Source organism: Idiomarina aquatica, from assembly GCF_003987185.1.
Classification (GTDB): Bacteria; Pseudomonadota; Gammaproteobacteria; order Enterobacterales; family Alteromonadaceae; genus Idiomarina; species Idiomarina aquatica.
The window spans coordinates 102,417-122,747 of the sequence record NZ_PIPS01000001.1 but is presented as its reverse complement, the minus strand read 5'-3'; the positions used below and the strand labels follow the sequence as shown (position 1 = coordinate 122,747).

Here is a 20,331-nt window from a genome sequence, read left to right as displayed (position 1 = left end):
CGTGAGTTTAGCAAACGCCATGCTGGCGGTTATTCCAGTTTTGGAGAAGCTTGCGTCGGCGTGCGAGAACATCGGTTTTTTGCAGGCGCGTTTTGTGCCGCAAGATGCGGCTGAGATGGCGCGGCAATACCAACAGCAGGCCCAGGCCAGCCTGACCTTTGATGGTCTTGACCAGGACCATCATGTGCAAGCCCTGACCGATCTTTATCAACAGCTCGACGCGCTGCAACTGGACAGCGAAGCAGAACTGAAACGCTGCCACTCGGCGCTGCTTGGTGATGCACCTCAGGCGGGTCACTACCGCAGTACCGGGATGGGCTTTTACCGTGATAACCGGCTGGTGCATATGACCGCACCGGCGAATCAGGCCGCTAAACTGCTGCGACAAGTGCTGCAGAGCGTTGCGGAACCGCAGCATCATCCGCTGCTGCATGCGGTTAACGTACTCTACGACTTTGAATTTATTCAGCCGTTTGGCAAAGCCAATGGTGTGCTGGCGCGGCTGTGGTTTAAAGGCCTGCTCAGCGCCTGGCGACCAACGCTGACGGGGCTGCCGCTTGAGCAACGATTGCTGGAAGTGCAGGGCGACTATTACGCAACGTTACGCCAGGCCATTGCGGACAACGACAACAGTGCGTTTATCGCGTTCGTGCTGAACGAAATTTCATACTGCGTCGAAACACGGCTTAATGAAACTCCGTACAGTGATGCACAGCCAGGTTCGGAAAAATCCACCGCCATTTTCTCACAACCCGGCGTGCAAATGGGTTCGGACAAAGCCTCAACACGCGATAAATTGCTGGTACTGCTGGAGCAGCAGCCACAGTGGAGCGCCGCTCGCGCGGCTGCCGTGCTGGGCATTTCGTCACGAGCGGTAGAAAAACATCTGTCGCGGTTAAAGCGTGACGGCCTGTTGGTTCGCGAAGGCTCTGCCCGAGCCGGGCGCTGGGTGGTTACCCGCCGAACAACTCAGCAGCTGTCTCTACCGGAATATTAAACCGCTCCCGGATTTGTGCGGCCAGCGCGCGCTGTGCATGGGGCTCACCGTGGATCAGACGGACCCGTTTTACCGCCGATTGAGCGGACCCAATAAACGCCAGCAGTTCGCCCTGATCGGCGTGAGCAGAATAACCACCGAGGGTGTAGATACCCGCATTAATGGTCACTTTTTCGCCGTCAAGATAGACATAGCCACCGCTCGGGCCGTAGGTCTGAATGTCGTGGCCCGGTGTACCCTGTGCCTGATAGCCGACAAACAACACATCGGTTCTGGGATCGGGCAGTAACGCACGCAGGTAATTACTGATACGGCCACCAGCGCACATACCACTGGCCGCAATGATAATCACCGGCTCGGCGGTTGATGTCAGACGGTTCACCAGCGCCATGTGTTGATCATGATCGCGAACCGTATGGCAATGGCTGAACGACAACGGATGACGGCCCTGTTGCAGGCGTTGTTTGGCTTCGGCATCCCACAGTTCGTGCAACTCCTGATAGACGTCAGTTAATTCAGCGGCCAGCGGCGAGTCCACGACAATCTCAGGAAACTGCTGTTGATGAGATTGCTCAAGTTGATGCCAGATGTCTTCAAACTCATACAGCAGCTCTTGTGTGCGGCCCATACTGAACGCCGGAATCAAGACCGCGCCACGGTCCTCAATGCAACGCTCGATCCGTTGCTTCAGGCGTTGTTGACGGTCAGCACGGGATTCATGCGAACGATCACCATAAGTGCTTTCGAGCAGCAGCAGATCGGCTCGCTCCAGCGGTGTCGGGTCCGGCAACAATGGCGTGCCCTTGCAACCAATATCACCGGAAAACACCACTCGCTGGTCATCGACATCACATTCGACGTAAGCTGAACCCATAATATGACCGGCGTTTTGCAGACGTATCCGACAGCGATCGGACAATTGCCACCACTGTTGATACGCAAGCGGCTGTAATTGCTGTTGCAACCGTTCCAGCACGGCTTCAATGAGCTCGGCATCACGGCTGATACCAACCTGAATCGCATCCGCAAGCACCAGCGCCAGTAGCCGCGCGCTTGCTTTAGTGCACAGGATAGGCCCGTTAAAACCCGCCGCCAGCAGATAGGGAAGGCGACCGATATGGTCGAGGTGGCAGTGAGTAATGATGACGGCTTTAATCGAATCAGAAACAAAGCTGACATCGGGTAACGCACCGGGCACAGAACTCTGGTCATGACCTTGAGTTATGCCGCAGTCGATCAAATAGCGCTCGCCGTCACTCACCCGCAGTTCGTGACACGAACCGGTAACTTGATCAAAGCCGCCATGATGGATAATGTCCATAAAGGTTCCTCGCAAAACGGTCGCTGATAATGTGACACACTCCGGCAATAGCCGGCAACCAACAATGGCAGACATTGTTGTACGACATGGGAGTTGCGCTATGCAGGTCAGTTACATTCCTTTTTACTACCTCGCCGGAGCGCTCACGGCGTTGGTACTGGCACTGTGGCTTCCCGGTTGGCCGTTAACGTTGTTGTTTGGCTGGAGTTTTGTGGCGCTGGCCATGGTGGCATCGGCTTATTGGCTGGATATGGCCTCGCTGTTTCGCAAGCGCCAGGGCGGCACCATCCCGCTGGCCATCCGCTGGCTGTTAGTGCCTTTTTTACTCGGTGTGCGCGTTTATAATGCCATTGCCCGTCGTCGTGACGGCTTACCGGGCTGGCACCGCGTCGGCGATAACCTCTACGTCGGACGGCGTTTGTTTGGCAGCGACATCGAACAGCTCAAAAACGAAGGCATTAACGCCATCCTTGATGTGACCGCTGAATTCGATGCGTTGGACTGGTCGTCCGAAAATGCCAATATCGCTTACCTCAACGTTCCTGTACTGGACCACAAGGCTCCGAGCGAGCAACAGATCCATCAGGCCATGCAGTGGATTCAGCAACAACACCAGCAAGGCCGTAAGGTATTGGTGCACTGCGCGTTGGGACGTGGCCGTTCGGTCTTTATGGTCGCCGCCTATTTGCTGATGCGCAGCCATCATTCGTCGGTGCAGGACGTCCTTGCCAGCATCAAAGATCAGCGCCGCGTTGCGCGCTTAAACAGCGTGCAGCAACAAAAACTGGAAGCCTTCGCCCACGATCATCGGCTATTGCTGGCGAAACGCGCCTGGATCATCGCCAATCCAGTTTCCGGAGGCGGTAAATGGCAACAGCAAAAAGACGCCGTCAAAGCGCTGTTAAGCCCCTATTTTGAGCTGGAAATACTCGAAACTACCGAGACCACCGGCGCCGATGTATTAGCCAAACGCGCGGTCGATGCCAATGCCGAACTGGTTATCGCCTGTGGCGGTGACGGCACACTGACCGAGGTCGCCAGTGTGGTTAAAGACAGCGATACGGTGATGGCCATCATTCCACTGGGCACCGCCAACTCATTAAGTCAGGCACTGTGGGGGATGAGTTCAAAAATCAGCCCGGTGTCAGCCGCCTGCACCACCATCATCGAGGGCCGCAGCCGTGCCATCGATGTCGGCGATGTGAATGGCCGCACCATGCTGTTGTGTGCGGCAATAGGCTTTGAGCAGCAGATGATCGAAAAAGCCGACCGCCAGGCCAAAAACAAACTGGGGCAACTGGCTTATCTGCAAGGGCTGTGGCGGGCATGCAACGAAAACGAAGTGTTGCCGTTACACGTGAGTCTCAACGACGAGCCGGCCGAGGCGTGGCAGACCAGCAGTTTGATTGTGGCAAATGCCGCGCCAATCACCACCTTATTGGCGCAGGGGCAGGGCAGCCCGATGATGGACGACGGTAAACTGGATCTGACCTGGATCGAGCCACAGTCCTCCGGTAACCAACACGTATTCAGCCTGATCGAATTGCTGTATTCCGGACTGACCGAGGAAAACCTGGGCATCAATACCGGCTATACCCAGGCGAATGCGGTGGAGGTAAAACGCCGTGATCAAAAACCATTGAAGTACGTTGTTGATGGTGAGCCTTATCAGGGCGACAGCATGAAAGTGACCTTGCAAAAGCGCGCTCTGAAGATCCTGGTGCCGGAACGCGTTGATTACTAATTGGTCGGTTTTGTGGTAAACTGATGTCTGTTGAGTTTGCTGTTCCAACATTAAGTTAAGGTGTTTACGTTGTTTAAAAAACCTCTTTTCGATATTGTCGGCTGGCGCCAGCAGCCGGCGCTGGCCGAGGTCGACGGCGCTACCGCACGACGCGCTATCGCCATTGCTAAGTTACGCGCGAAAATCTATTTCAAAGGTTCCGTACTGTTGCGTCAAAGTGCGCTGTTAGCCGTTATTTTTGCCGCCATCGTATTGCCGGAGTGGGGCTCGGTACCGGCACCACTGTTGATCATCCCGGCTTACTTGTTCGCCAGCAAAGCGCTGAATGCCAGTGCATACCGGCAATACGCGTTTCCGTTGCTGCCACAGGCGGTAGACGACGCCTTGAAGTTTCCGCTTAAGGGTGCTTAAGTAGGACGCTTTAAGTGAATAACTAACAGGGATGTATGATAAAAATAACAAAAAAGGTCGTTATAACCGTCCTTATTGCCGCGCTATTGCTGGTGGCTCTGTGGTTGTATCTGGACAAGGAGCCGCTGCAGCCAGAAGCCCGGCTCTCAGCCTCAGCGCACGATAAACAGTCGCCGGCAAACGCCCCGGCGGCGCTTGATGACGCAAAGCCGCAAACCAAGCTCAAGGTCGATACTTCCAATTTTGCCCAGTGCCAACAAACGTTTTTCCAATTGCGCCAAGGTCAGCAGCAATGGATTCGTGAGTCGGTCGGTAATTTCTCGGATTATCTCGATGAGGGTTACTCAGTCGACGAAATCACCGTCGCCATTGACGCGTTCAGAAACTCTAATTTCGCCGCCATGTTCCGGGCTAAGCAATTGAGAAAAAACGCTGAAGTGACGAAAATCAATGCGATGCTGGCAGAAAAACTCGAGGAGCATATGCCGGGTGCCGCCGCCAAAGGCTTGAGCGTGCAGCGCAAAGTTCCCAGTGGTCTGCTGGAAGGCTTCGCCGACCTGCCGTTAGCAGAACAACAACAAATCGCCGACAGCGGCGAGATCAGCGTTGATGATGTCGCTTATGTGATCGCCGAGTCTGAGCTCAGTGATGACGATATTATCCTGCTGATTGATGGCCTGCCGGACGCCAGCGCCACCGTCGGCTATGAGTACCTCGAAGAAGCCCTGTCACTGCTGGATTTTGCCGCAATGGCCGGGCGCTCAAAGGTGTTTAACCGTCTGCTGGATGCAGGATTAACGCCCACACACGACGCTTACCTCGGTTCAACCATGGAGTGGGCGCTGAGCGGACTCATGAATTGCTGCGAGAAACACGAGCAACGGGCAGAAATCATCAATCGACTGATTACCCTTGGCGCCCGCGCGCGGTTTTCTGAACAGTCGGCAGAATCTGTGATGGGTCACTTTCCGCGTCGCTTTTATCGATTTGATGAAGATGAGATCGAAACCCTCAGACAGCAGTTTAACGTTAATCTGCTCACCATCAAACCACGCCAAACGCTGACCACCGAAACCCATGGACGTCTTTACCAGGGCTTAGTCAGCGAACGGGATGCCTATTTGGAAGAGCAACTCGACATTGCTGATGTGGCCGAAACTCGCTCAGCATGTCAGCAGACGGTCGAGGCGATAGTGCAGCAATGGCAACCGCAAAGCCGCTATGACGTGATGGAAGAAGCGGTAGCACGTTACGGAGACTCACCGAGTGCGATCATCGCCGATCTGGCCGACATTTCGCCGTTTGCTGTGGACTTGTACCGCCAGATTCATCAGAACAATGCGCAGCGGATGAAAGGAACAGAAGTGATTGATGAGGTCATACAGCCTTTGGTTGATGGTGACATTGAAAGGGTGCTGACGCACCTGCAGCAACAATCACTGACGGACGCCGAACGGTGGTATCTGGTTGGCCAAATCATGTTAGTCGATGTCGCGTACTATCAACAGTTACAGCAAACCGACTTGCTGCCGCAGCCACTGCAACATCATCAGCTTAAACGATTCGATATGAATCTCGACACGATAAAAACGCTGAATGACGTGGGCTACGATATTGCGGCCACGGACAATCGCGGCAAAACCCTGTTGTATTATGCCGTTAATGAAAAAGACCTGCAGCTAACCACATGGTTACTCGATCAGGGGGTGCCGTACAAAGGCGACGAACAAGGGGCTGACCCCATGCTGCTGGCATTGCGTCACGCCGGCAGCGACTATGAATTCGAGCGCATCAATCAGATGATCGACGCGCTGATGGCAACAAACCCGGAGATTACCCGCTTTCATCAAAGCCGAATGGCGGTGATAAAGCTGCGGTTTCCGGAACGTTATCAGCAGTTGATTGAACAATACCCGTCACTGGCAATCAGCGAACAGACTCCGTTACCAAAGGTTCAGTAATCAATCAATAGGGCATGGCGCCGTTACGGTGCCAGCCCTTCAAGCTCACTGCCATCCTGCCGTAATTGTGCCAAATAGCGTTTAAAGCGGGCCAACTCAGCCCCTTCTAAGCGCCGGTTGGAGGGCGCTTTGATACTGAGTGGGTTAATGCTGCGGCCATAACGGTGCACTTCGTAGTGCAAATGACGTCCTGCCGACAAGCCGGTGTTGCCTAAATAGCCGATGACATCGCCCTGATTGACCCGATCGCCTTCAGACAGGCCATCCGCAAAGCCATTCAAATGCGCGTACAGCGTTTCGTAACCGTCAGCGTGCTCGATAATAACGGCATTACCAAAACTGCCTTTACGGCCCGCATGCTTGATGGTTCCACGGCCAGCGGCCATGATCGGCGTCCCCACCGGGGCACTGAAATCGATGCCCTTATGCAGACGGTTATACCCCAGTACCGGGTGATAACGGTTACCGTAATGAGATGACAAGCGCGCCCCGTTCAGCGGTGTTTTCAGCAGGAAACTCTGAGCGACGCGGCCATCGTCAAAATAAAAGGTGCCGTCGAAGCGGTACAACCGATAGTCCTCACCATCATTGGTAAAGCGCAGATACGTCAGGCGTAGTGGGTGGGCCAGGTGCGCAAACAGTTGTTTGTCACGAACCACCTGATAACGTTCGTAGCGTGCCTCAAAAATGTCACCTGACTGAATTTGTCGCTGGAAATCGACAAAGTGGGAGAGCGCCATAATCGAGCTGTTGACCATGCTCACCGGCAAACCGTTCTCGACCGCGTCCTGATAAAGGCTGCGCTCGATGGTCACAGCGGTTTCCTCGGTCGTCGAGCGGGTTGGCAACTGATGTTTCTTGATGGTCCAGCCACTGTCTGAATAGATGGCCTCCACCACTTCGCCGTACTCTCGTGCCAGGCGGACACGCGGTTGGCCGGGCGCGATATAAGTGATTTCGATAGGGGTGCCGATTTGCAGTCGGCCGAGGTTGATGACGGGTCTGGCGGCCATTGCCAGCAGCGTGATTTGTTGGGCGGAAATACCCTCTTGCACCAGCAGAGAGGTTAAGGTTTGGCCGGGGGCGACGTAGACCAACTGCGGTTCACCGATAACATCCACCGGAGTTCGGTAATTGTCGGCGTCGCTCTGCACCCAGGCAGAATCAAAAGGGACCAGTGGTTGCGGGACGTGCACATCGGCGGAACTGTCGTCGCCGCCTGAGCTGAGTCCCAGCGATAACGCGATGATGGCGAGGGCAGCCGCGAAAACCTGCCAGCGTTTTACGCCCATCATATCAGCGGTCGCCTCCGCACAAATAAACTACAACAGATTGTTTATTAACCATAACTTCCTTTATCAACCGAGACTGAGCGCTGAAGGCGCGATAACTTATCAGCGCCCGCGCGAGGACGCAAGTTTTTGGTTAGACATAAGTCGGCGCAAAAATTCCCGAGTGGGGTGTAAATGCTGTGTAATGGTTTAAGGGCGCTGGCAGTGTGGGGTGATGTTATCCCTCAAGCGCCCATTTTACCGCCGCTTCGGCGTGAACTTCGGTGGTATCAAATAAGGGTAAACGGCTATCGTTTTGCGAGACCAGTAAGCCAATCTCGGTGCAACCAAGAATAACGGCTTCAGCACCGCGCTCAGCCAGCGCCTCAATGGCTTCAAGATAGACCTGCTTTGAGGGTTCCGATGTAATGCCGTGGCATAACTCGTTAAAAATAATATCGTGCACCTGCTGACGCACGTCCGTCGCGGGTGTTAGCACATCAAGTTCCTGCTGCTCGAGACGATGACGATAAAAGTCTTCTTCCATGGTAAAGCGAGTGCCGAGCAAGCCAACCTTGCGAATACCGCGCTGACGGATGGCCGCGGCGGTTGCATCGACAATATGCAACACGGGAACAGTTATCGCGTCGGCGACGGCAGGCGCGACTTTATGCATGGTATTGGTTGCGATTAACACGCCGTCCGCCCCGGCAGACTCCAGCGCACGCGCGGCATTCGCAAGCAAATGCCCGGCTTGTTGCCAGTCGCCCTGACGTTGTAGGGGTTCTATGTCCGCAAAATCGATGCTGTTTAACAGGATTTTGGCGGAGTGTAACCCACCAAGTTTAGCGTTAACTTTTTGATTAATCAGACGATAATAGCTGAGCGTGGACTCCCAACTCATACCACCAATAATACCGATCGTTTTCATCGCAACTCTTTTAACGGGATAACGAATCATTGATGTTAACAGAGTTTTATTCGGACGAGAAAGAGAAGGTGCAAGAGAGAAGAATTGGTCGGCGTGAGAGGATTTGAACCTCCGACCCCTGACACCCCATGACAGTGCGCTACCAGGCTGCGCTACACGCCGACCGTGGAGCGATATGTTACGGATTTACGCGCAATTAGCAAGGGCTAATGCGGGGTCGGCGGTGCGAATGCTCTTTTTTTGCTCACTGGCCATCGTTGCTGCTGCGATCGTCACGGCTGAAGCGTTTTAAATCCTTCAGCGCATCGATCAGTACCGGAACCGGTGGCTCCGCACCTTTTTTCAGCTCGAAGCTGTCGAAATCGTAAACACTGAACTGACCGGTGTTATCCAGAATGGTGATTTCATTGGCGTCATAAATCACGATGTACGGACTGTAGGTTTCGATCAGTGGCCAGCGCTCGCCATCGGCGGTGAGGTTCTCCCCATTACTGAAATTCTTAGTACCACCGGCGCAGGACATCAGGTCGCCCAGCACCGTTGGCATAATATCCATTAACCCGGCAATGGGCTGGGCAGGAATATCAAAACCGCGTTCAAACAGCGGCACTGCCATGTTCTTCGGCATAAACTGTTCTTGTCCCAGCAGCGATTCGGAACCGGCCGGCGCCAGTGCAGTCACCATAATTTTATGGCGGGCGCTGCGTTCAAGCAGTCCTGGTAATGCGGCCAAATCATCCGCACTGAGAAACACCACATTTATCTGGTTACGGGCTTTTGGCGCGAAGCTGCCTAAAGGTTCCGTCAGCCACTGCTCACTGTAACGGGTCAGGGTCAGTTCGTTGCCCCAGTGTTCACTGGCTAGCCAGTTAACCTGCACACCAAAATCATCCAACGGTTTTAAATACGCCGGCGCAATGTTCTGCTGCTCAATGGTGTCCTGATAAAAATCGGGTAGCCCATAAAGAAACTGAAACAACCCGCCTTCACGGCTCGGATGACCGAGCAAACGGGCCTTAACAGGCTGTAGTTGCGCCGCACCGGCAAGTTCGGTTAAGCGCACCTGCTGCTCAGCGGATAAACGGTCAAACACGAACACGGTAATGGCTTGATCGGTGTTTTGTTTGGTGCACAACAAGTCGTTTTGCGGGTAGCGTAACTTGATGTTATTGGCCGCCATCAGCATTTGTTGCTGCGCCTGGTAGCTTTCAACATCAATAAAACCGTGCTTGGCCATCAGGGTCTTGGCGGTGGTCGGGTAGGACAGCGGGAACATGTCATCCTGCTGCGTAATCGGCTCATAAAGCTCGGCGTCCGCCCATACGTGAATCAGGTGGCTGGCAAAAAAGCAAAACACAAAAACACTGGTGGCGGGCGCACCAATGCGGCGCCGTTGCAAGTCTTGCAAGTGCTTCCAGGTGTAATTGGCTATCAGTAATTCAAACCCCAGCAGCACCAAAAAGCCCAGCAGCACGCCAAGGATGATCAAAAAGCTGGCACCGGCGAACACGGTTTCGGCGTCTTTTGCCATTTGCGCCAGTGAGTAGCTGTTCAGGTGGTAACCGTACTGGCGATAAAACAACAGGTCAGCGGCTAATGCGACGATACCCAGCGAGCCGATTAAAGCCGACCAGCCACGCAAAATACGGGAGTAGGGGACCAATAAACAGAGCGGAAAAATCAGAATGATGAAAAACACGAACGGCAGAAAGGCAAAGTGACCAACCCAGTTTAAAATGCCGTATAACGTGGCCAGCGCCGAAGGCGACGTCGGTGAGGTTTCGATATACAACGCACCCAACGCCAGACACAGAAGAATGTTGATAAAAGTAAACCAATGCCCCCAGCTGATCAGGCGGGCAATTTTATCCCTGCGTTGGTGTTTTCCCATTCTGGTTATGTCCCGTGGTACACTATTAGCAATTAGTCTAACACACGGATTTTGCAAGGATAGTCCCGTATATGCAACTGCGTATTGAAAACAGCATTATTCATCAGTTTTACAGTCACGACGATCAGGTCGGTCTGCGGTTGGCGCCTGAGGCCCTGGCCGAGGACGAGCAATTACACGAATTGCTGGAAGAGCTGACCCAGGTCTACACCAATAAACCCGCCAAAGGTTACGCCAGCTTTTTAACCGAGCAGGACGACGGCGAACGGGGTCCGTTCCCGGACGTGCTGAAACAATGGCATACCGACCAACTGCAATTTGTCGATTTCAGCCAGCAGGCGGCTAAGTTGCTGCTTGAACAGCTGCAAAACCACAATATGCTGGAAGCGGGCTTTTTACTGATCACACGTTATCAGCACCTCAGCACGGATTATCTGCTGGTGGCGTTTTTGCCGGTGAAGGAAGGGGTGTCGATTAACCCCAATCTGGCGGTTAATAAATCGTCGCAGTTGGACATCAGCAAAGTGCAGCTGGCGGCACGGATTAATCTGACCGACTGGGAAACCGAAGCCGACAGCGAGCGTTACATCTCGTTTATTAAAGGCCGCGCCGGTCGTAAAGTGTCCGACTTCTTCCTCGACTTTTTGGGCTGTACCGAGCGTTTGAACGCAAAATCGCAGACTCAGACGTTAATCGAAGCGGTCAACGAGTACGGCAAATCGGCTGAGCTGGAGCCACAGCAACGGCAGTCGTTAAACGCGGTTGCCTACGAGTATTGCGACCAGCAGTGGAAGCAGGGCGAAGACGTGCGGGTGAAAGATCTTTCCGAACATTTTGCCCAGGCACAGCCAAGTGAGCGTTCGTTCGAAGATTTCAGCCGTGAGTATACCCAGCAGCGCGAAGCCGAATTACCGGAGGAGTTCCCGGCCGACAAAGCAACCCTGCGCAAGCTGGTTAAGTTCCAGGGGCAGGGCGGTGGTGTCAGTGTGGGCTTTGACCACACGCAATTGGGCGAGCGGATTCAATACGATGCCGCGACCGACACATTGACGATTCACGGAACGCCGCCTAATCTTCGTGATCAATTAAGACGTTATTTCGGTATTGATAGTTAAGGAAGGAAAATAAAACGCCGGTACTTGACCGGCGTTTTGAAATTAGAGAGTTTTAGGTGTAAACACTATTTATCAGTGTTTCCCGGAACAATATTGGAAGCGTGCAGTCCTTTAGGACCTTCTTCCAGTTCAAACTCAACGGTCTGGCCAGCTTTGAGGGTGCGGTAGCCTTCCATTTCGATGGTTGAATAGTGAGCGAAAATGTCACCATCACGGTCTTCCGCCTCGATAAAGCCGAAGCCTTTTGAGTTGTTAAACCATTTGACTTTTCCGGTAGCCATACATCTACTTCCTTCTTTTGCAACAGAGAATGTTTATTATTATGTTGAGCGTTGAACGGGTGCTCTTGAAAAGAGCCATCGACAACACCATGTTTTACTCTAGAAAACGCAGTGCAATAGTCAAGCATTTGCGGTGAAAAAATCAACATTTTTGTTAATCATTTTCGAAAAAAATTCCGAAAACCCATTAACAAATACACTATAGTGATAATAGGTTGTTAACCAATGAGTCAGTCTGATCATCAACATCTTCATGATTTAGAAGAGAAAGAAAAGCAGGAGCTGAAACCTCCGTCGATGTACAAGGTCATACTGAATAATGACGATTACACGCCAATGGATTTTGTCATTGAAGTGTTGATGAAATTTTTTAAGATGAATCAAGAGCGTGCTACTGACACTATGTTGCAGGTGCACTATAAAGGAAAAGCAGTTTGTGGAGTTTACTCGGCAGAAATTGCAGAAACCAAAGTTGTACAGGTCAACCAATATGCTCGTGAGAACCAGCATCCGTTGCTTTGTACCATGGAGCAGGAATGATTGCTCGTAGCAATAACGGGTCGCAGCAAGTAGCCAGCATGGCGGTAAGGAGTGGTATATGTTGAACAAAGCCCTTGAACTGACGTTAAACGACGCGTTTCGTTTAGCGCGTGAGCGTCATCACGAGTTAATGACGGTCGAGCACCTGTTAGTCGCACTGCTGGATAACCCCGATGCAGCCGAGGTTTTACGCGCGTGCGGGACCGACTTCGAACAGTTAAAGGATGAACTGTTGTCTTATATTGACCGCAGTACACCCAGTTTCGAAGCCGACGACGAAGCATCGGATACACAGCCGACGCTGGGTTTCCAGCGCGTGCTGCAGCGCGCCGTGTTTCACGTACAGTCCTCGGGTAACGCTGAAGTAACCGGCGCTAACGTGCTGGTGGCTATCTTTAGCGAACAGGAGTCGCAGGCGGTTTACCTGTTGAACAAACACGACATCACCCGTCTGGATATTGTTAATTTTATCTCGCACGGCATCTCGCGGATGCAGGATCAGGAGCCGGGCGAAGAACGCATGGACGAAGAAGAGGCGGCCGAAGTTCAGGAAGAACAGCAAAGCCATCTGAAACGTTTTTGCACCAATCTGAACGTGCAGGCGAAAGAGGGCAAAATCGACCCGTTAATCGGTCGTGATGCCGAGCTTGAGCGCTGCGCGCAGATCCTCTGTCGTCGCCGTAAAAACAACCCGTTGCTGGTCGGTGAGGCCGGTGTCGGTAAAACCGCGATCGCTGAGGGTTTGGCTTATCGCATCGTAAATAAAGAAGTGCCGGACATTCTGGCCGATGCGGTTATCTATTCACTGGACATGGGTGGCCTGCTGGCAGGCACCAAGTACCGTGGTGATTTTGAGAAGCGCTTTAAGCAATTGCTGAAAGAGCTGAGCGAAAAAGAAAACGCCATCCTCTTCATTGATGAAATTCATACCATCATTGGCGCCGGTGCGGCCAGTGGCGGCGTATTAGACGCTTCCAACCTGCTGAAACCGTTGTTGTCCAGCGGTCAGTTGAAGTGTATTGGTTCTACCACCTACAACGAATTTAAGAACGTGTTCGAAAAAGACCGCGCGTTGGTGCGTCGCTTCCAGAAGATTGACGTGGCTGAGCCATCGGTTGAAGACACCACCAAAATTCTGATGGGGCTGAAAGATCGCTACGAAAGCCACCACGGTATTCGCTATACCCAGCCGGCCATTAAAGCGGCGGCTGAGTTATCGGCCAAGTACATCAACGAACGTCACCTGCCGGACAAGGCCATTGACGTGATGGACGAAGCCGGCGCTTCACAGCGCTTGCTACCGCCGTCCAAGCGGCGCAAAACCGTGGGCGTACAGGACATCGAGAGCATCATCGCCAAGATCGCACGGATCCCTGAACAGTCGGTCTCGCGGACCGATCAGGACGTGCTCAAGCAGCTTGACCGCAACCTGAAAATGGTGGTGTTCGGGCAGGATGAGGCCATTGATAAACTGACCGCCGCCATTCGTCTGTCGCGTTCCGGCCTGGGCAACGAACATCAGCCAATCGGCTCGTTCCTGTTTGCCGGCCCCACCGGGGTGGGTAAAACCGAAGTCACCCAGCAGTTGGCCAAAGCTATGGGCATCGAGCTGGTACGCTTTGATATGTCCGAATACATGGAGCGTCATGCGGTTAGCCGCCTGATTGGTGCACCGCCCGGTTACGTCGGCTTCGATCAGGGTGGCTTGCTCACCGATGCAGTGATCAAACAACCGCATTGTGTGTTGCTGCTGGACGAAATCGAAAAAGCGCATCCGGACGTGTTTAACATCCTGTTGCAGGTTATGGATAACGGCACACTGACCGACAACAACGGTCGCAAAGCCGATTTCCGCAACGTCATCATTGTCATGACCACCAACGCCGGTGTGCGTGAAACCGTGCGCAAATCCATCGGCTTTAAACAGCAGGATCACAGCCACGACGCGATGGCAGAAATCAACCGCACCTTCACGCCGGAGTTCCGTAACCGCTTAGACGGCATCGTCTGGTTCAATCACTTGAACGAAGAAGTGATCAAACAAGTGGTCGATAAGTTCATCACCGAACTGCAGGCGCAGTTGGATCGCAAAGGCGTATCGCTGGAAGTCGACCAAGCCGCCGTCGACTGGCTGGCTAAGAAAGGGTACGACAAAGCGATGGGAGCGCGCCCAATGGGTCGTGTGATCCAGGAAAACATCAAGAAAACCCTGGCCAACGAGATCCTGTTCGGGCAGTTAACCCGCGGTGGCAGTGTCAAAGTCACTATCGGTGCCGACGACCAGCTGAAGTTTGATTACGACAGCAGTAACGAAACCGTCGAAGGCTAACCGCAACGGATAATAAAAAAGCTGCGTCACTCAGGTGATGCAGCTTTTTTTATGGTTTTTTTAAAACTCAGATTAACGGGCGCGGAAGACAATGCGTCCTTTGCTCAAGTCATAAGGGGTGAGCTGAACGGTCACGGTATCGCCGGTTAAAATGCGAATGTAGTGCTTACGCATCTTGCCAGAGATGTGTGCCGTAACGACGTGTCCGTTTTCTAATTCGACACGGAACATTGTATTGGGCAGAGTTTCCAAAACGGTTCCCTGCATTTCAATGCTGTCTTCTTTCGCCATTAATATCCTCTGATTTCTATCGTTGATGTGCGATTTGTCGCACGGTTTAAACTAAAGTGTCGGCGATTTTACCGCTTTTTTCCACTGATTGCCAATTAGACGTTCATTTGGCGTAAATCGGGCTTTGTAATTCATCTTATTACAGGCATCAATCTGGTAACCCAGGTACAAATAGGCTTTATTCTGCTGCTGACACAGCTCGATCAACTGCAGAATCGAATAAGTGCCCAACGAGCGCTTCGCCAGCGCAGCGTCAAAAAAGGTGTACATCGCCGACAAGGCGTTGGGCAGGTTATCGATGACCGACACCATCACCAGTTGATCATCGCGGTCGCGCCATTCGACAAACTGCGTCTGCATCCAGTCGCACGCACACCATTGCCAGAAACTGTCTGGATCGGGTGGGTACATGGCACCGTCTTTATGGCGCTGTTCAATAAAGTCGCAAAACAGTGCGGCATAGTCCTCGCCCGGCTCGGTCACCAGCTTACGGGTCAGGTCACGGTTTTTGCTGATCACCTGACGCTGATTGCGACTGGGTGCAAATTCATCCGCCAACACCCGCAACGATTCACAGGCCTGACAAAAACGGCAATAGGGGCGGTAGACATCATTGTGCGAGCGGCGGAAGCCGTGGCTCAACAGATGCTCGTACAAGGCCGCACTCATCGGTGGATTGCCGTCGGTAACCGCTACCAGCAGACGTTCTTGCTGTTCGTCCAGATAGCCACACTGAGACTCGCGGGTAACACCAAACTGCAGCGTCATAAACGGGCCTCGCTGAGTAACCGCGGCGCCCAAAAGGAACGCGGCAGACTGCCGTTCTGGGCATCGTGCAAACGCCGTAAAAAGCCATCACGGCTGAGATTTTGCGCGCCCAGTGAGGTTAAATGCGGATTACCGACCTGGCAGTCAATCAGGGTACCGCCGTGTTCGGCAAACTGACGGGCAAACACCGCCAGCGCAATTTTAGAGGCATCGGTTTGGCTGTGGAACATACTTTCGCCGCAAAAAGCGAGGCCGACCGAAATGCCGTAAAGGCCGCCAACCAGTTGCTCCTCGCACCAGACCTCCACCGAGTGGGCATGACCCAGCTCATGCAACTGCCGGTACGCCGCCTGCATCTCGTCGGTGATCCAGGTGCCTTCCTGATCACGACGCTTGGCCGCACATTGCTCGATAACGGCGTCGAAGCAGCGATTAATACTGATTTGCCAGGGGAACTTGCGCCAGGACTTCTGCAGGCTGCGTGAAATGTGGATCTGCTCAGGGTAAAACACCGCCCGCGGGTTGGGTGACCACCATAATATCGGATCGTCGTTGCCAAACCACGGAAAGATCCCATGCCGGTACGCGTGCATCAGCCGCTCCGGCGACAAATCACCGCCAACCGCAAGCAGGCCGTTCGGCTCATGCAGTGCGGTTGCCGGGGGAGGGAAGCTGATTGAGCGCTGGCTGAGCTGGACAATCATAAGGGTATAACCGTCGTTAAACTCATCTACGCTCACTCACCTCAGTTTTTGGTCAGGGCATCCAGATAACGCTCAGCATCCAGCGCCGCCATACAGCCGCTTCCCGCTGAGGTAATCGCCTGACGATAAATGTGGTCCATCACGTCACCGGCGGCGAACACACCCGGTACGCTGGTGGCGGTGGCGTTACCTTCAAGGCCACTCTGTACCACGATGTAGCCGTTGTTCATTTCCAACTGACCGTCAAAAATGCCGGTGTTCGGCTGGTGGCCGATGGCGATGAAGCAGCCGGCAACGTCCAGCTCGCTGGTGCTGCCGTCCTGAGTGTCCTTAATGCGCACACCAGTGACACCCATCTCATCACCCAGCACTTCATCCAAGGTTTTGTTCAGATGGAAGGTGACATTGCCGTTCTCTGCCTTGTCACGCAGACGGTCAACCAGAATTTTCTCCGCACGGAAGGTTTCACGGCGGTGAATCACGTGCACTTCGCTGGCGATGTTCGACAGATACAGCGCTTCTTCAACGGCGGTGTTACCGCCACCAACGACACAAACTTTCTGGTTTTTGTAGAAAAAGCCATCGCAGGTCGCACAGGCAGAAACGCCTTTACCCATAAAGGCTTCTTCAGATTCCAGGCCAAGGTACTTGGCTGAGGCTCCGGTGCTGATGATCACCGCATCGGCCGTGTATTCACCAACATCGCCTTTCAGTTGAAACGGACGCTTAGAGAAATCCACCGAGTTGATGTGATCAAACACGATTTCGGTGTTAAAACGCTCCGCGTGCTTCTGCATCCGCACCATCAAATCCGGACCGGTCAGCCCTTCAGCATCGCCCGGCCAGTTTTCCACGTCCGTGGTGGTGGTCAACTGACCGCCTTGTTGCATACCGGTTACCATGACCGGGTCCAGGTTAGCGCGCGCGGCATAAACCGCGGCCGTGTAACCAGCGGGGCCTGAACCTAAAATCAATAACTTGCAATGTTTGGCGTCTGCCATCGATAACTCCTGACTTCTTGTATTCTTTTGCGATAAGATAAGTGATGTATGGGGATTGATTGTAGGGTTTGCAAGCTTGTGGAACAAGACAAAAAAGAAAAAAGCCCATGGCATCGTAATTGACCGTTATTGATAAAGAGCGAACCGCCGCCGTCAATTGCAGCTGACGTTAACACGGTAAAATGGTTTAATAACCGTATGTTAATAATAAAAACTCAGTAGCAGTTCATGGCCGATACTCAATACATTACAAAAAACCGTCTCTCCCAAGAAGTAAACCAGACCCGCAAATGGGTCGCTATCATTGGCGCTCCGATCGCTGCTGTGCTGATGTTTTCCCTGCCACAACTATGGTGGTTTTTTGCGTTTGCATACGCAATCATCGTTATTGGCGCGGCGGCCACAAAACAAGCCGGTGCCAGTGGCGAACTGAAGACGTTAAAACAACTGGATAAGCTACCTGACGACTATGTGTTATTTAATCAGGTTGACGTCCCTAACGCGAAAACAAAACGCGGCTACACCGAGCTGGATCTGGTTGTGGTTGGGCCTAATGGTGTGTTTGTTATTGAGGTCAAAAATAATAATTCGAAAGTAACGGGGGATGAACAGGCCCCCAACTGGACAGCTCACAAAGTGGGGCAGAAGGGAGGTCGTTATACGGCTGAAGTGCGCAACCCCATCAAACAGCTGAAAAAGCAGGTGCATGTGCTGTCGACCTACCTAAAAGGCAAAAAAGCCTCGACCTGGCTTGAAGGTGTTGTATTTTTCTCCCACCGCAACGCCCGGGTTAAGCTAAGTTCTCCGCCAAGTGTGCCTGTGCTGGAACGAAAAGGGCTGGTTGAGTACATTCTCGCGTATCAGCCGAAGCGCCCGCCGACTAACCTGGATAACGTCATTCAGCAGCTTATTGTGCTGAAACAGGCCGCCAGTTGATTTAATACGCTACAACAAAAAAGCCCCGGCAAAGCGGGGCTTTAAAACAACTGATTACGACCGGCTTTTGCTTAGCCTTGCAGGGCTTCACGCGGGTCCTGGTAATCCAGGCCGAGTTGCTCGCCAAGGTCGTCGTGCACGGCTTTGTAAGTGATCTTGCCTTTGTGCATGTTCAGACCGCGCAGCAGGTGCTCGTTTTCCAGCATGGCTTTAACGCCTTTGTTCGCCAGCGCGATGCCGTATGGCAGTGTCGCGTTGTTCAGGGCGATGGTTGAGGTACGTGCAACACCACCTGGCATGTTAGCAACGCAGTAGTGAACCACGTCGTCGATAACGTACACAGGGTCTTGGTGGGTGGTGGCTTTAGATGTTTCAAAACAGCCGCCCTGGTCGATAGCAACGTCTACCAGCACTGAGCCTGGCTTCATGTTTTTGATGTTCTCGCGAGTCAGCAATTTCGGCGCTGCCGCACCTGGGATCAGTACCGCACCAACCACTAAATCGGCTTCGCGTGAGTATTTGTCGATGGCATCAACGGTTGAGTAAACCGTTTGTACACGGCCGGCAAAGATATCGTCCAGCTCGCGCAGACGCGGCAATGAACGATCCAGAATCGTAACTTCTGCACCCAGACCAATCGCCATTTTCGCGGCGTTGGTACCGACGACACCGCCACCGATGATCAATACTTTGCCCGGTGCTACGCCCGGTACGCCACCTAACAGGGTGCCGCTGCCGCCGTGAGCTTTTTCCAGGTAGTGCGCGCCCGCCTGAATCGACATACGACCGGCCACTTCACTCATCGGAGCCAACAACGGCAAGCCATTGCGGTTGTCGGTAACGGTTTCGTAAGCAATCGCGGTACAACCCGATTTACCCAGCAGTTCGGTTTGCGTTGGGTCCGGTGCCAAGTGCAGGAAGGTGTAAAGGATTTGGCCTTCGCGCAGCATTTTGCATTCGTTTGGCTGTGGTTCTTTCACTTTCACGATCATGTCAGCGCGGGCGAAGATTTCTTCCGGCGTATCAACAATGCTTGCGCCGGCTTCAATGTATTGGTCGTTGGTAAAACCAATCGCCGCACCACCGTTATTTTCGATAATAACGTCGTGACCATTTTCTACGTATTCGCGCACTGCCGCAGGGGTTAAGCCAATACGATACTCGTGGTTTTTAATTTCCTTAGGTACACCAATCAGCATTTCACAGCCTCTAAATTGTTAGTGGTTAGAACATCAAAATTTGCGGCAAATTATAGACGCAAAAGGCAGTGTATGACGTACTTTTTTTAGGTGCCTTTTTAGTATAAAGTGATACATATAAAGCCATTAGCAGAATAAAATTATGTTTATTGCTGAAGAACCCGCAGAAATCACTATTGACAGAATCGACCGGAAGATCTTACGAATTTTGCAGGACGATGGCCGCATCTCCAATGTGGCGCTGGCCAAACGCGTAGGCCTGAGCGCAACCGCTTGTCTGGAGCGGGTTCGCAAGCTGGAACGAGAGGGCGTTATCGAAAGTTATCACGCCAAAATCAACCCCGCCAAACTGGGCGCCAACCTGATGGTGTTTGTCGAAATCACCTTAACCCGTACTTCCGCCGATGCCTTTGCTGAATTCAGCGAAGCGGCCCGTAAAACCGACGAAATTCTGGAATGCCACTTAGTCGCCGGTGATTTTGACTTTTTGATCAAGGCGCGGGTACCGGACATGCGTGCTTATCGCAAACTGCTCGGCGAAACCTTATTGATGATGCCGGGGGTGGATGAATCGCGCACCTACGTGGTGATGGAAGAGGTCAAACAAGAAAATAAAGTATTAGTAAAGGGCTAACATTCA

The 20,331-nt window shown here is 52.9% G+C and carries 19 protein-coding genes and 1 tRNA gene; 9 read left to right on the top strand and 11 right to left on the bottom strand.

Annotated elements, in window-relative coordinates; translation table 11 throughout:
- Position 1 precedes the first annotated feature (1 nt).
- Positions 2 to 997 carry a Fic family protein gene (locus CWE23_RS00645; RefSeq protein ID WP_126819122.1) on the top strand — a complete coding sequence of 332 codons (996 nt, stop codon included), beginning with the start codon at positions 2 to 4 and terminating at the stop codon, positions 995 to 997.
- On the opposite strand, the gene CWE23_RS00640 is transcribed toward CWE23_RS00645, so the two are convergent.
- Positions 954 to 2,318 carry an MBL fold metallo-hydrolase RNA specificity domain-containing protein gene (locus CWE23_RS00640; protein WP_126819121.1) on the bottom strand — a complete coding sequence of 455 codons (1,365 nt, stop codon included), beginning with the start codon at positions 2,316 to 2,318 and terminating at the stop codon, positions 954 to 956. The genes CWE23_RS00645 and CWE23_RS00640 overlap by 44 nt on opposite strands.
- Before the next feature lie 100 nt (positions 2,319 to 2,418).
- Here CWE23_RS00640 and CWE23_RS00635 point away from each other — a divergent pair, with 100 nt between their 5' ends.
- From CWE23_RS00635 to CWE23_RS00625, 3 genes are all read left to right on the top strand, one after another.
- Complete coding sequence (locus CWE23_RS00635) at positions 2,419 to 4,062, top strand: diacylglycerol kinase family protein (RefSeq protein WP_126819120.1); 1,644 nt, start codon at positions 2,419 to 2,421, stop codon at positions 4,060 to 4,062.
- A gap of 69 nt (positions 4,063 to 4,131) precedes the next feature.
- Positions 4,132 to 4,473, top strand: a complete 342-nt coding sequence (locus tag CWE23_RS00630; protein ID WP_126819119.1) for a hypothetical protein — start codon at positions 4,132 to 4,134, stop codon at positions 4,471 to 4,473.
- A 35-nt stretch (positions 4,474 to 4,508) separates the two neighbouring features.
- The gene (locus CWE23_RS00625) at positions 4,509 to 6,434 is read left to right on the top strand and encodes a hypothetical protein (protein WP_126819118.1); all 1,926 of its coding nucleotides are present in this window, start codon (positions 4,509 to 4,511) and stop codon (positions 6,432 to 6,434) included.
- Positions 6,435 to 6,457: 23 nt separating this feature from the next.
- Here the strand turns inward: CWE23_RS00625 and CWE23_RS00620 are convergent, their stop codons facing one another.
- From CWE23_RS00620 to CWE23_RS00605, 4 genes are all read right to left on the bottom strand, one after another.
- Positions 6,458 to 7,729, bottom strand: a complete 1,272-nt coding sequence (locus CWE23_RS00620) for a M23 family metallopeptidase (RefSeq protein ID WP_126819117.1) — start codon at positions 7,727 to 7,729, stop codon at positions 6,458 to 6,460.
- Between the two features lie 214 nt (positions 7,730 to 7,943).
- Positions 7,944 to 8,636 carry an aspartate/glutamate racemase family protein gene (locus tag CWE23_RS00615; protein WP_157982894.1) on the bottom strand — a complete coding sequence of 231 codons (693 nt, stop codon included), beginning with the start codon at positions 8,634 to 8,636 and terminating at the stop codon, positions 7,944 to 7,946.
- An 85-nt stretch (positions 8,637 to 8,721) separates the two neighbouring features.
- A tRNA-Pro gene (locus CWE23_RS00610) sits at positions 8,722 to 8,798 on the bottom strand.
- 82 nt (positions 8,799 to 8,880) lie between these two features.
- Complete coding sequence (locus CWE23_RS00605; RefSeq protein WP_126819116.1) at positions 8,881 to 10,527, bottom strand: DUF3413 domain-containing protein; 1,647 nt, start codon at positions 10,525 to 10,527, stop codon at positions 8,881 to 8,883.
- 71 nt (positions 10,528 to 10,598) lie between these two features.
- Between CWE23_RS00605 and yejK the strand changes: the two genes are divergently transcribed.
- Positions 10,599 to 11,642, top strand: coding sequence for a nucleoid-associated protein YejK (gene yejK / locus CWE23_RS00600; RefSeq protein WP_126819115.1), 1,044 nt, complete (start codon positions 10,599 to 10,601; stop codon positions 11,640 to 11,642).
- A gap of 65 nt (positions 11,643 to 11,707) precedes the next feature.
- Here the strand turns inward: yejK and cspD are convergent, their stop codons facing one another.
- Positions 11,708 to 11,923, bottom strand: coding sequence for a cold shock domain-containing protein CspD (gene cspD, locus CWE23_RS00595; RefSeq protein WP_105306288.1), 216 nt, complete (start codon positions 11,921 to 11,923; stop codon positions 11,708 to 11,710).
- 225 nt (positions 11,924 to 12,148) lie between these two features.
- Here cspD and clpS point away from each other — a divergent pair, with 225 nt between their 5' ends.
- Both clpS and clpA read left to right on the top strand, forming a co-directional pair.
- On the top strand, positions 12,149 to 12,463 hold the full coding sequence (gene clpS, locus CWE23_RS00590) for an ATP-dependent Clp protease adapter ClpS (RefSeq protein ID WP_105306289.1): 315 nt from the start codon (positions 12,149 to 12,151) through the stop codon (positions 12,461 to 12,463).
- A 58-nt stretch (positions 12,464 to 12,521) separates the two neighbouring features.
- Positions 12,522 to 14,792: an ATP-dependent Clp protease ATP-binding subunit ClpA gene (clpA, locus tag CWE23_RS00585; RefSeq protein ID WP_105306290.1), complete on the top strand. Its 2,271-nt coding sequence runs from the start codon at positions 12,522 to 12,524 to the stop codon at positions 14,790 to 14,792.
- Between the two features lie 72 nt (positions 14,793 to 14,864).
- Here clpA and infA read toward each other — a convergent pair whose 3' ends face one another.
- The 4 genes from infA to trxB are packed head-to-tail and all read right to left on the bottom strand — an operon-like array spanning position 14,865 to position 17,556.
- On the bottom strand, positions 14,865 to 15,083 hold the full coding sequence (gene infA, locus CWE23_RS00580; RefSeq protein WP_105306291.1) for a translation initiation factor IF-1: 219 nt from the start codon (positions 15,081 to 15,083) through the stop codon (positions 14,865 to 14,867).
- A 51-nt stretch (positions 15,084 to 15,134) separates the two neighbouring features.
- Positions 15,135 to 15,851: an arginyltransferase gene (locus CWE23_RS00575; protein WP_198678789.1), complete on the bottom strand. Its 717-nt coding sequence runs from the start codon at positions 15,849 to 15,851 to the stop codon at positions 15,135 to 15,137.
- Positions 15,848 to 16,555, bottom strand: coding sequence for a leucyl/phenylalanyl-tRNA--protein transferase (gene aat, locus CWE23_RS00570; RefSeq protein ID WP_126819823.1), 708 nt, complete (start codon positions 16,553 to 16,555; stop codon positions 15,848 to 15,850). Before aat ends, CWE23_RS00575 begins: the two co-directional genes overlap by 4 nt.
- 41 nt (positions 16,556 to 16,596) lie before the next feature.
- Complete coding sequence (gene trxB, locus CWE23_RS00565; protein ID WP_105306294.1) at positions 16,597 to 17,556, bottom strand: thioredoxin-disulfide reductase; 960 nt, start codon at positions 17,554 to 17,556, stop codon at positions 16,597 to 16,599.
- A gap of 228 nt (positions 17,557 to 17,784) precedes the next feature.
- Here trxB and CWE23_RS00560 point away from each other — a divergent pair, with 228 nt between their 5' ends.
- Positions 17,785 to 18,492, top strand: a complete 708-nt coding sequence (locus CWE23_RS00560) for a nuclease-related domain-containing protein (RefSeq protein WP_105306295.1) — start codon at positions 17,785 to 17,787, stop codon at positions 18,490 to 18,492.
- A 71-nt stretch (positions 18,493 to 18,563) separates the two neighbouring features.
- Here the strand turns inward: CWE23_RS00560 and ald are convergent, their stop codons facing one another.
- On the bottom strand, positions 18,564 to 19,691 hold the full coding sequence (gene ald / locus CWE23_RS00555) for an alanine dehydrogenase (RefSeq protein WP_105306296.1): 1,128 nt from the start codon (positions 19,689 to 19,691) through the stop codon (positions 18,564 to 18,566).
- 142 nt (positions 19,692 to 19,833) lie between these two features.
- On the opposite strand from ald, the gene lrp reads away from it, so the two are divergent.
- Positions 19,834 to 20,325, top strand: coding sequence for a leucine-responsive transcriptional regulator Lrp (gene lrp / locus CWE23_RS00550; protein WP_105306297.1), 492 nt, complete (start codon positions 19,834 to 19,836; stop codon positions 20,323 to 20,325).
- The last annotated feature ends 6 nt before the right edge of the window (positions 20,326 to 20,331 follow it).

Bases quoted from the DNA above. Each gene is read 5' to 3' on its own strand.
- CWE23_RS00640 (WP_126819121.1), bottom strand. From the start codon at position 2,318: ATGGACATTATCCATCATGGCGGCTTTGATCAAGTTACCGGTTCGTGT.
- CWE23_RS00635 (WP_126819120.1), top strand. From the start codon at position 2,419: ATGCAGGTCAGTTACATTCCTTTTTACTACCTCGCCGGAGCGCTCACG.
- CWE23_RS00625 (WP_126819118.1), top strand. From the start codon at position 4,509: ATGATAAAAATAACAAAAAAGGTCGTTATAACCGTCCTTATTGCCGCG.
- CWE23_RS00620 (WP_126819117.1), bottom strand. From the start codon at position 7,729: ATGATGGGCGTAAAACGCTGGCAGGTTTTCGCGGCTGCCCTCGCCATC.
- CWE23_RS00615 (WP_157982894.1), bottom strand. From the start codon at position 8,636: ATGAAAACGATCGGTATTATTGGTGGTATGAGTTGGGAGTCCACGCTC.
- CWE23_RS00605 (WP_126819116.1), bottom strand. From the start codon at position 10,527: ATGGGAAAACACCAACGCAGGGATAAAATTGCCCGCCTGATCAGCTGG.
- yejK (WP_126819115.1), top strand. From the start codon at position 10,599: ATGCAACTGCGTATTGAAAACAGCATTATTCATCAGTTTTACAGTCAC.
- cspD (WP_105306288.1), bottom strand. From the start codon at position 11,923: ATGGCTACCGGAAAAGTCAAATGGTTTAACAACTCAAAAGGCTTCGGC.
- clpS (WP_105306289.1), top strand. From the start codon at position 12,149: ATGAGTCAGTCTGATCATCAACATCTTCATGATTTAGAAGAGAAAGAA.
- clpA (WP_105306290.1), top strand. From the start codon at position 12,522: ATGTTGAACAAAGCCCTTGAACTGACGTTAAACGACGCGTTTCGTTTA.
- infA (WP_105306291.1), bottom strand. From the start codon at position 15,083: ATGGCGAAAGAAGACAGCATTGAAATGCAGGGAACCGTTTTGGAAACT.
- CWE23_RS00575 (WP_198678789.1), bottom strand. From the start codon at position 15,851: ATGACGCTGCAGTTTGGTGTTACCCGCGAGTCTCAGTGTGGCTATCTG.
- aat (WP_126819823.1), bottom strand. From the start codon at position 16,555: ATGATTGTCCAGCTCAGCCAGCGCTCAATCAGCTTCCCTCCCCCGGCA.
- trxB (WP_105306294.1), bottom strand. From the start codon at position 17,556: ATGGCAGACGCCAAACATTGCAAGTTATTGATTTTAGGTTCAGGCCCC.
- CWE23_RS00560 (WP_105306295.1), top strand. From the start codon at position 17,785: ATGGCCGATACTCAATACATTACAAAAAACCGTCTCTCCCAAGAAGTA.
- ald (WP_105306296.1), bottom strand. From the start codon at position 19,691: ATGCTGATTGGTGTACCTAAGGAAATTAAAAACCACGAGTATCGTATT.
- lrp (WP_105306297.1), top strand. From the start codon at position 19,834: ATGTTTATTGCTGAAGAACCCGCAGAAATCACTATTGACAGAATCGAC.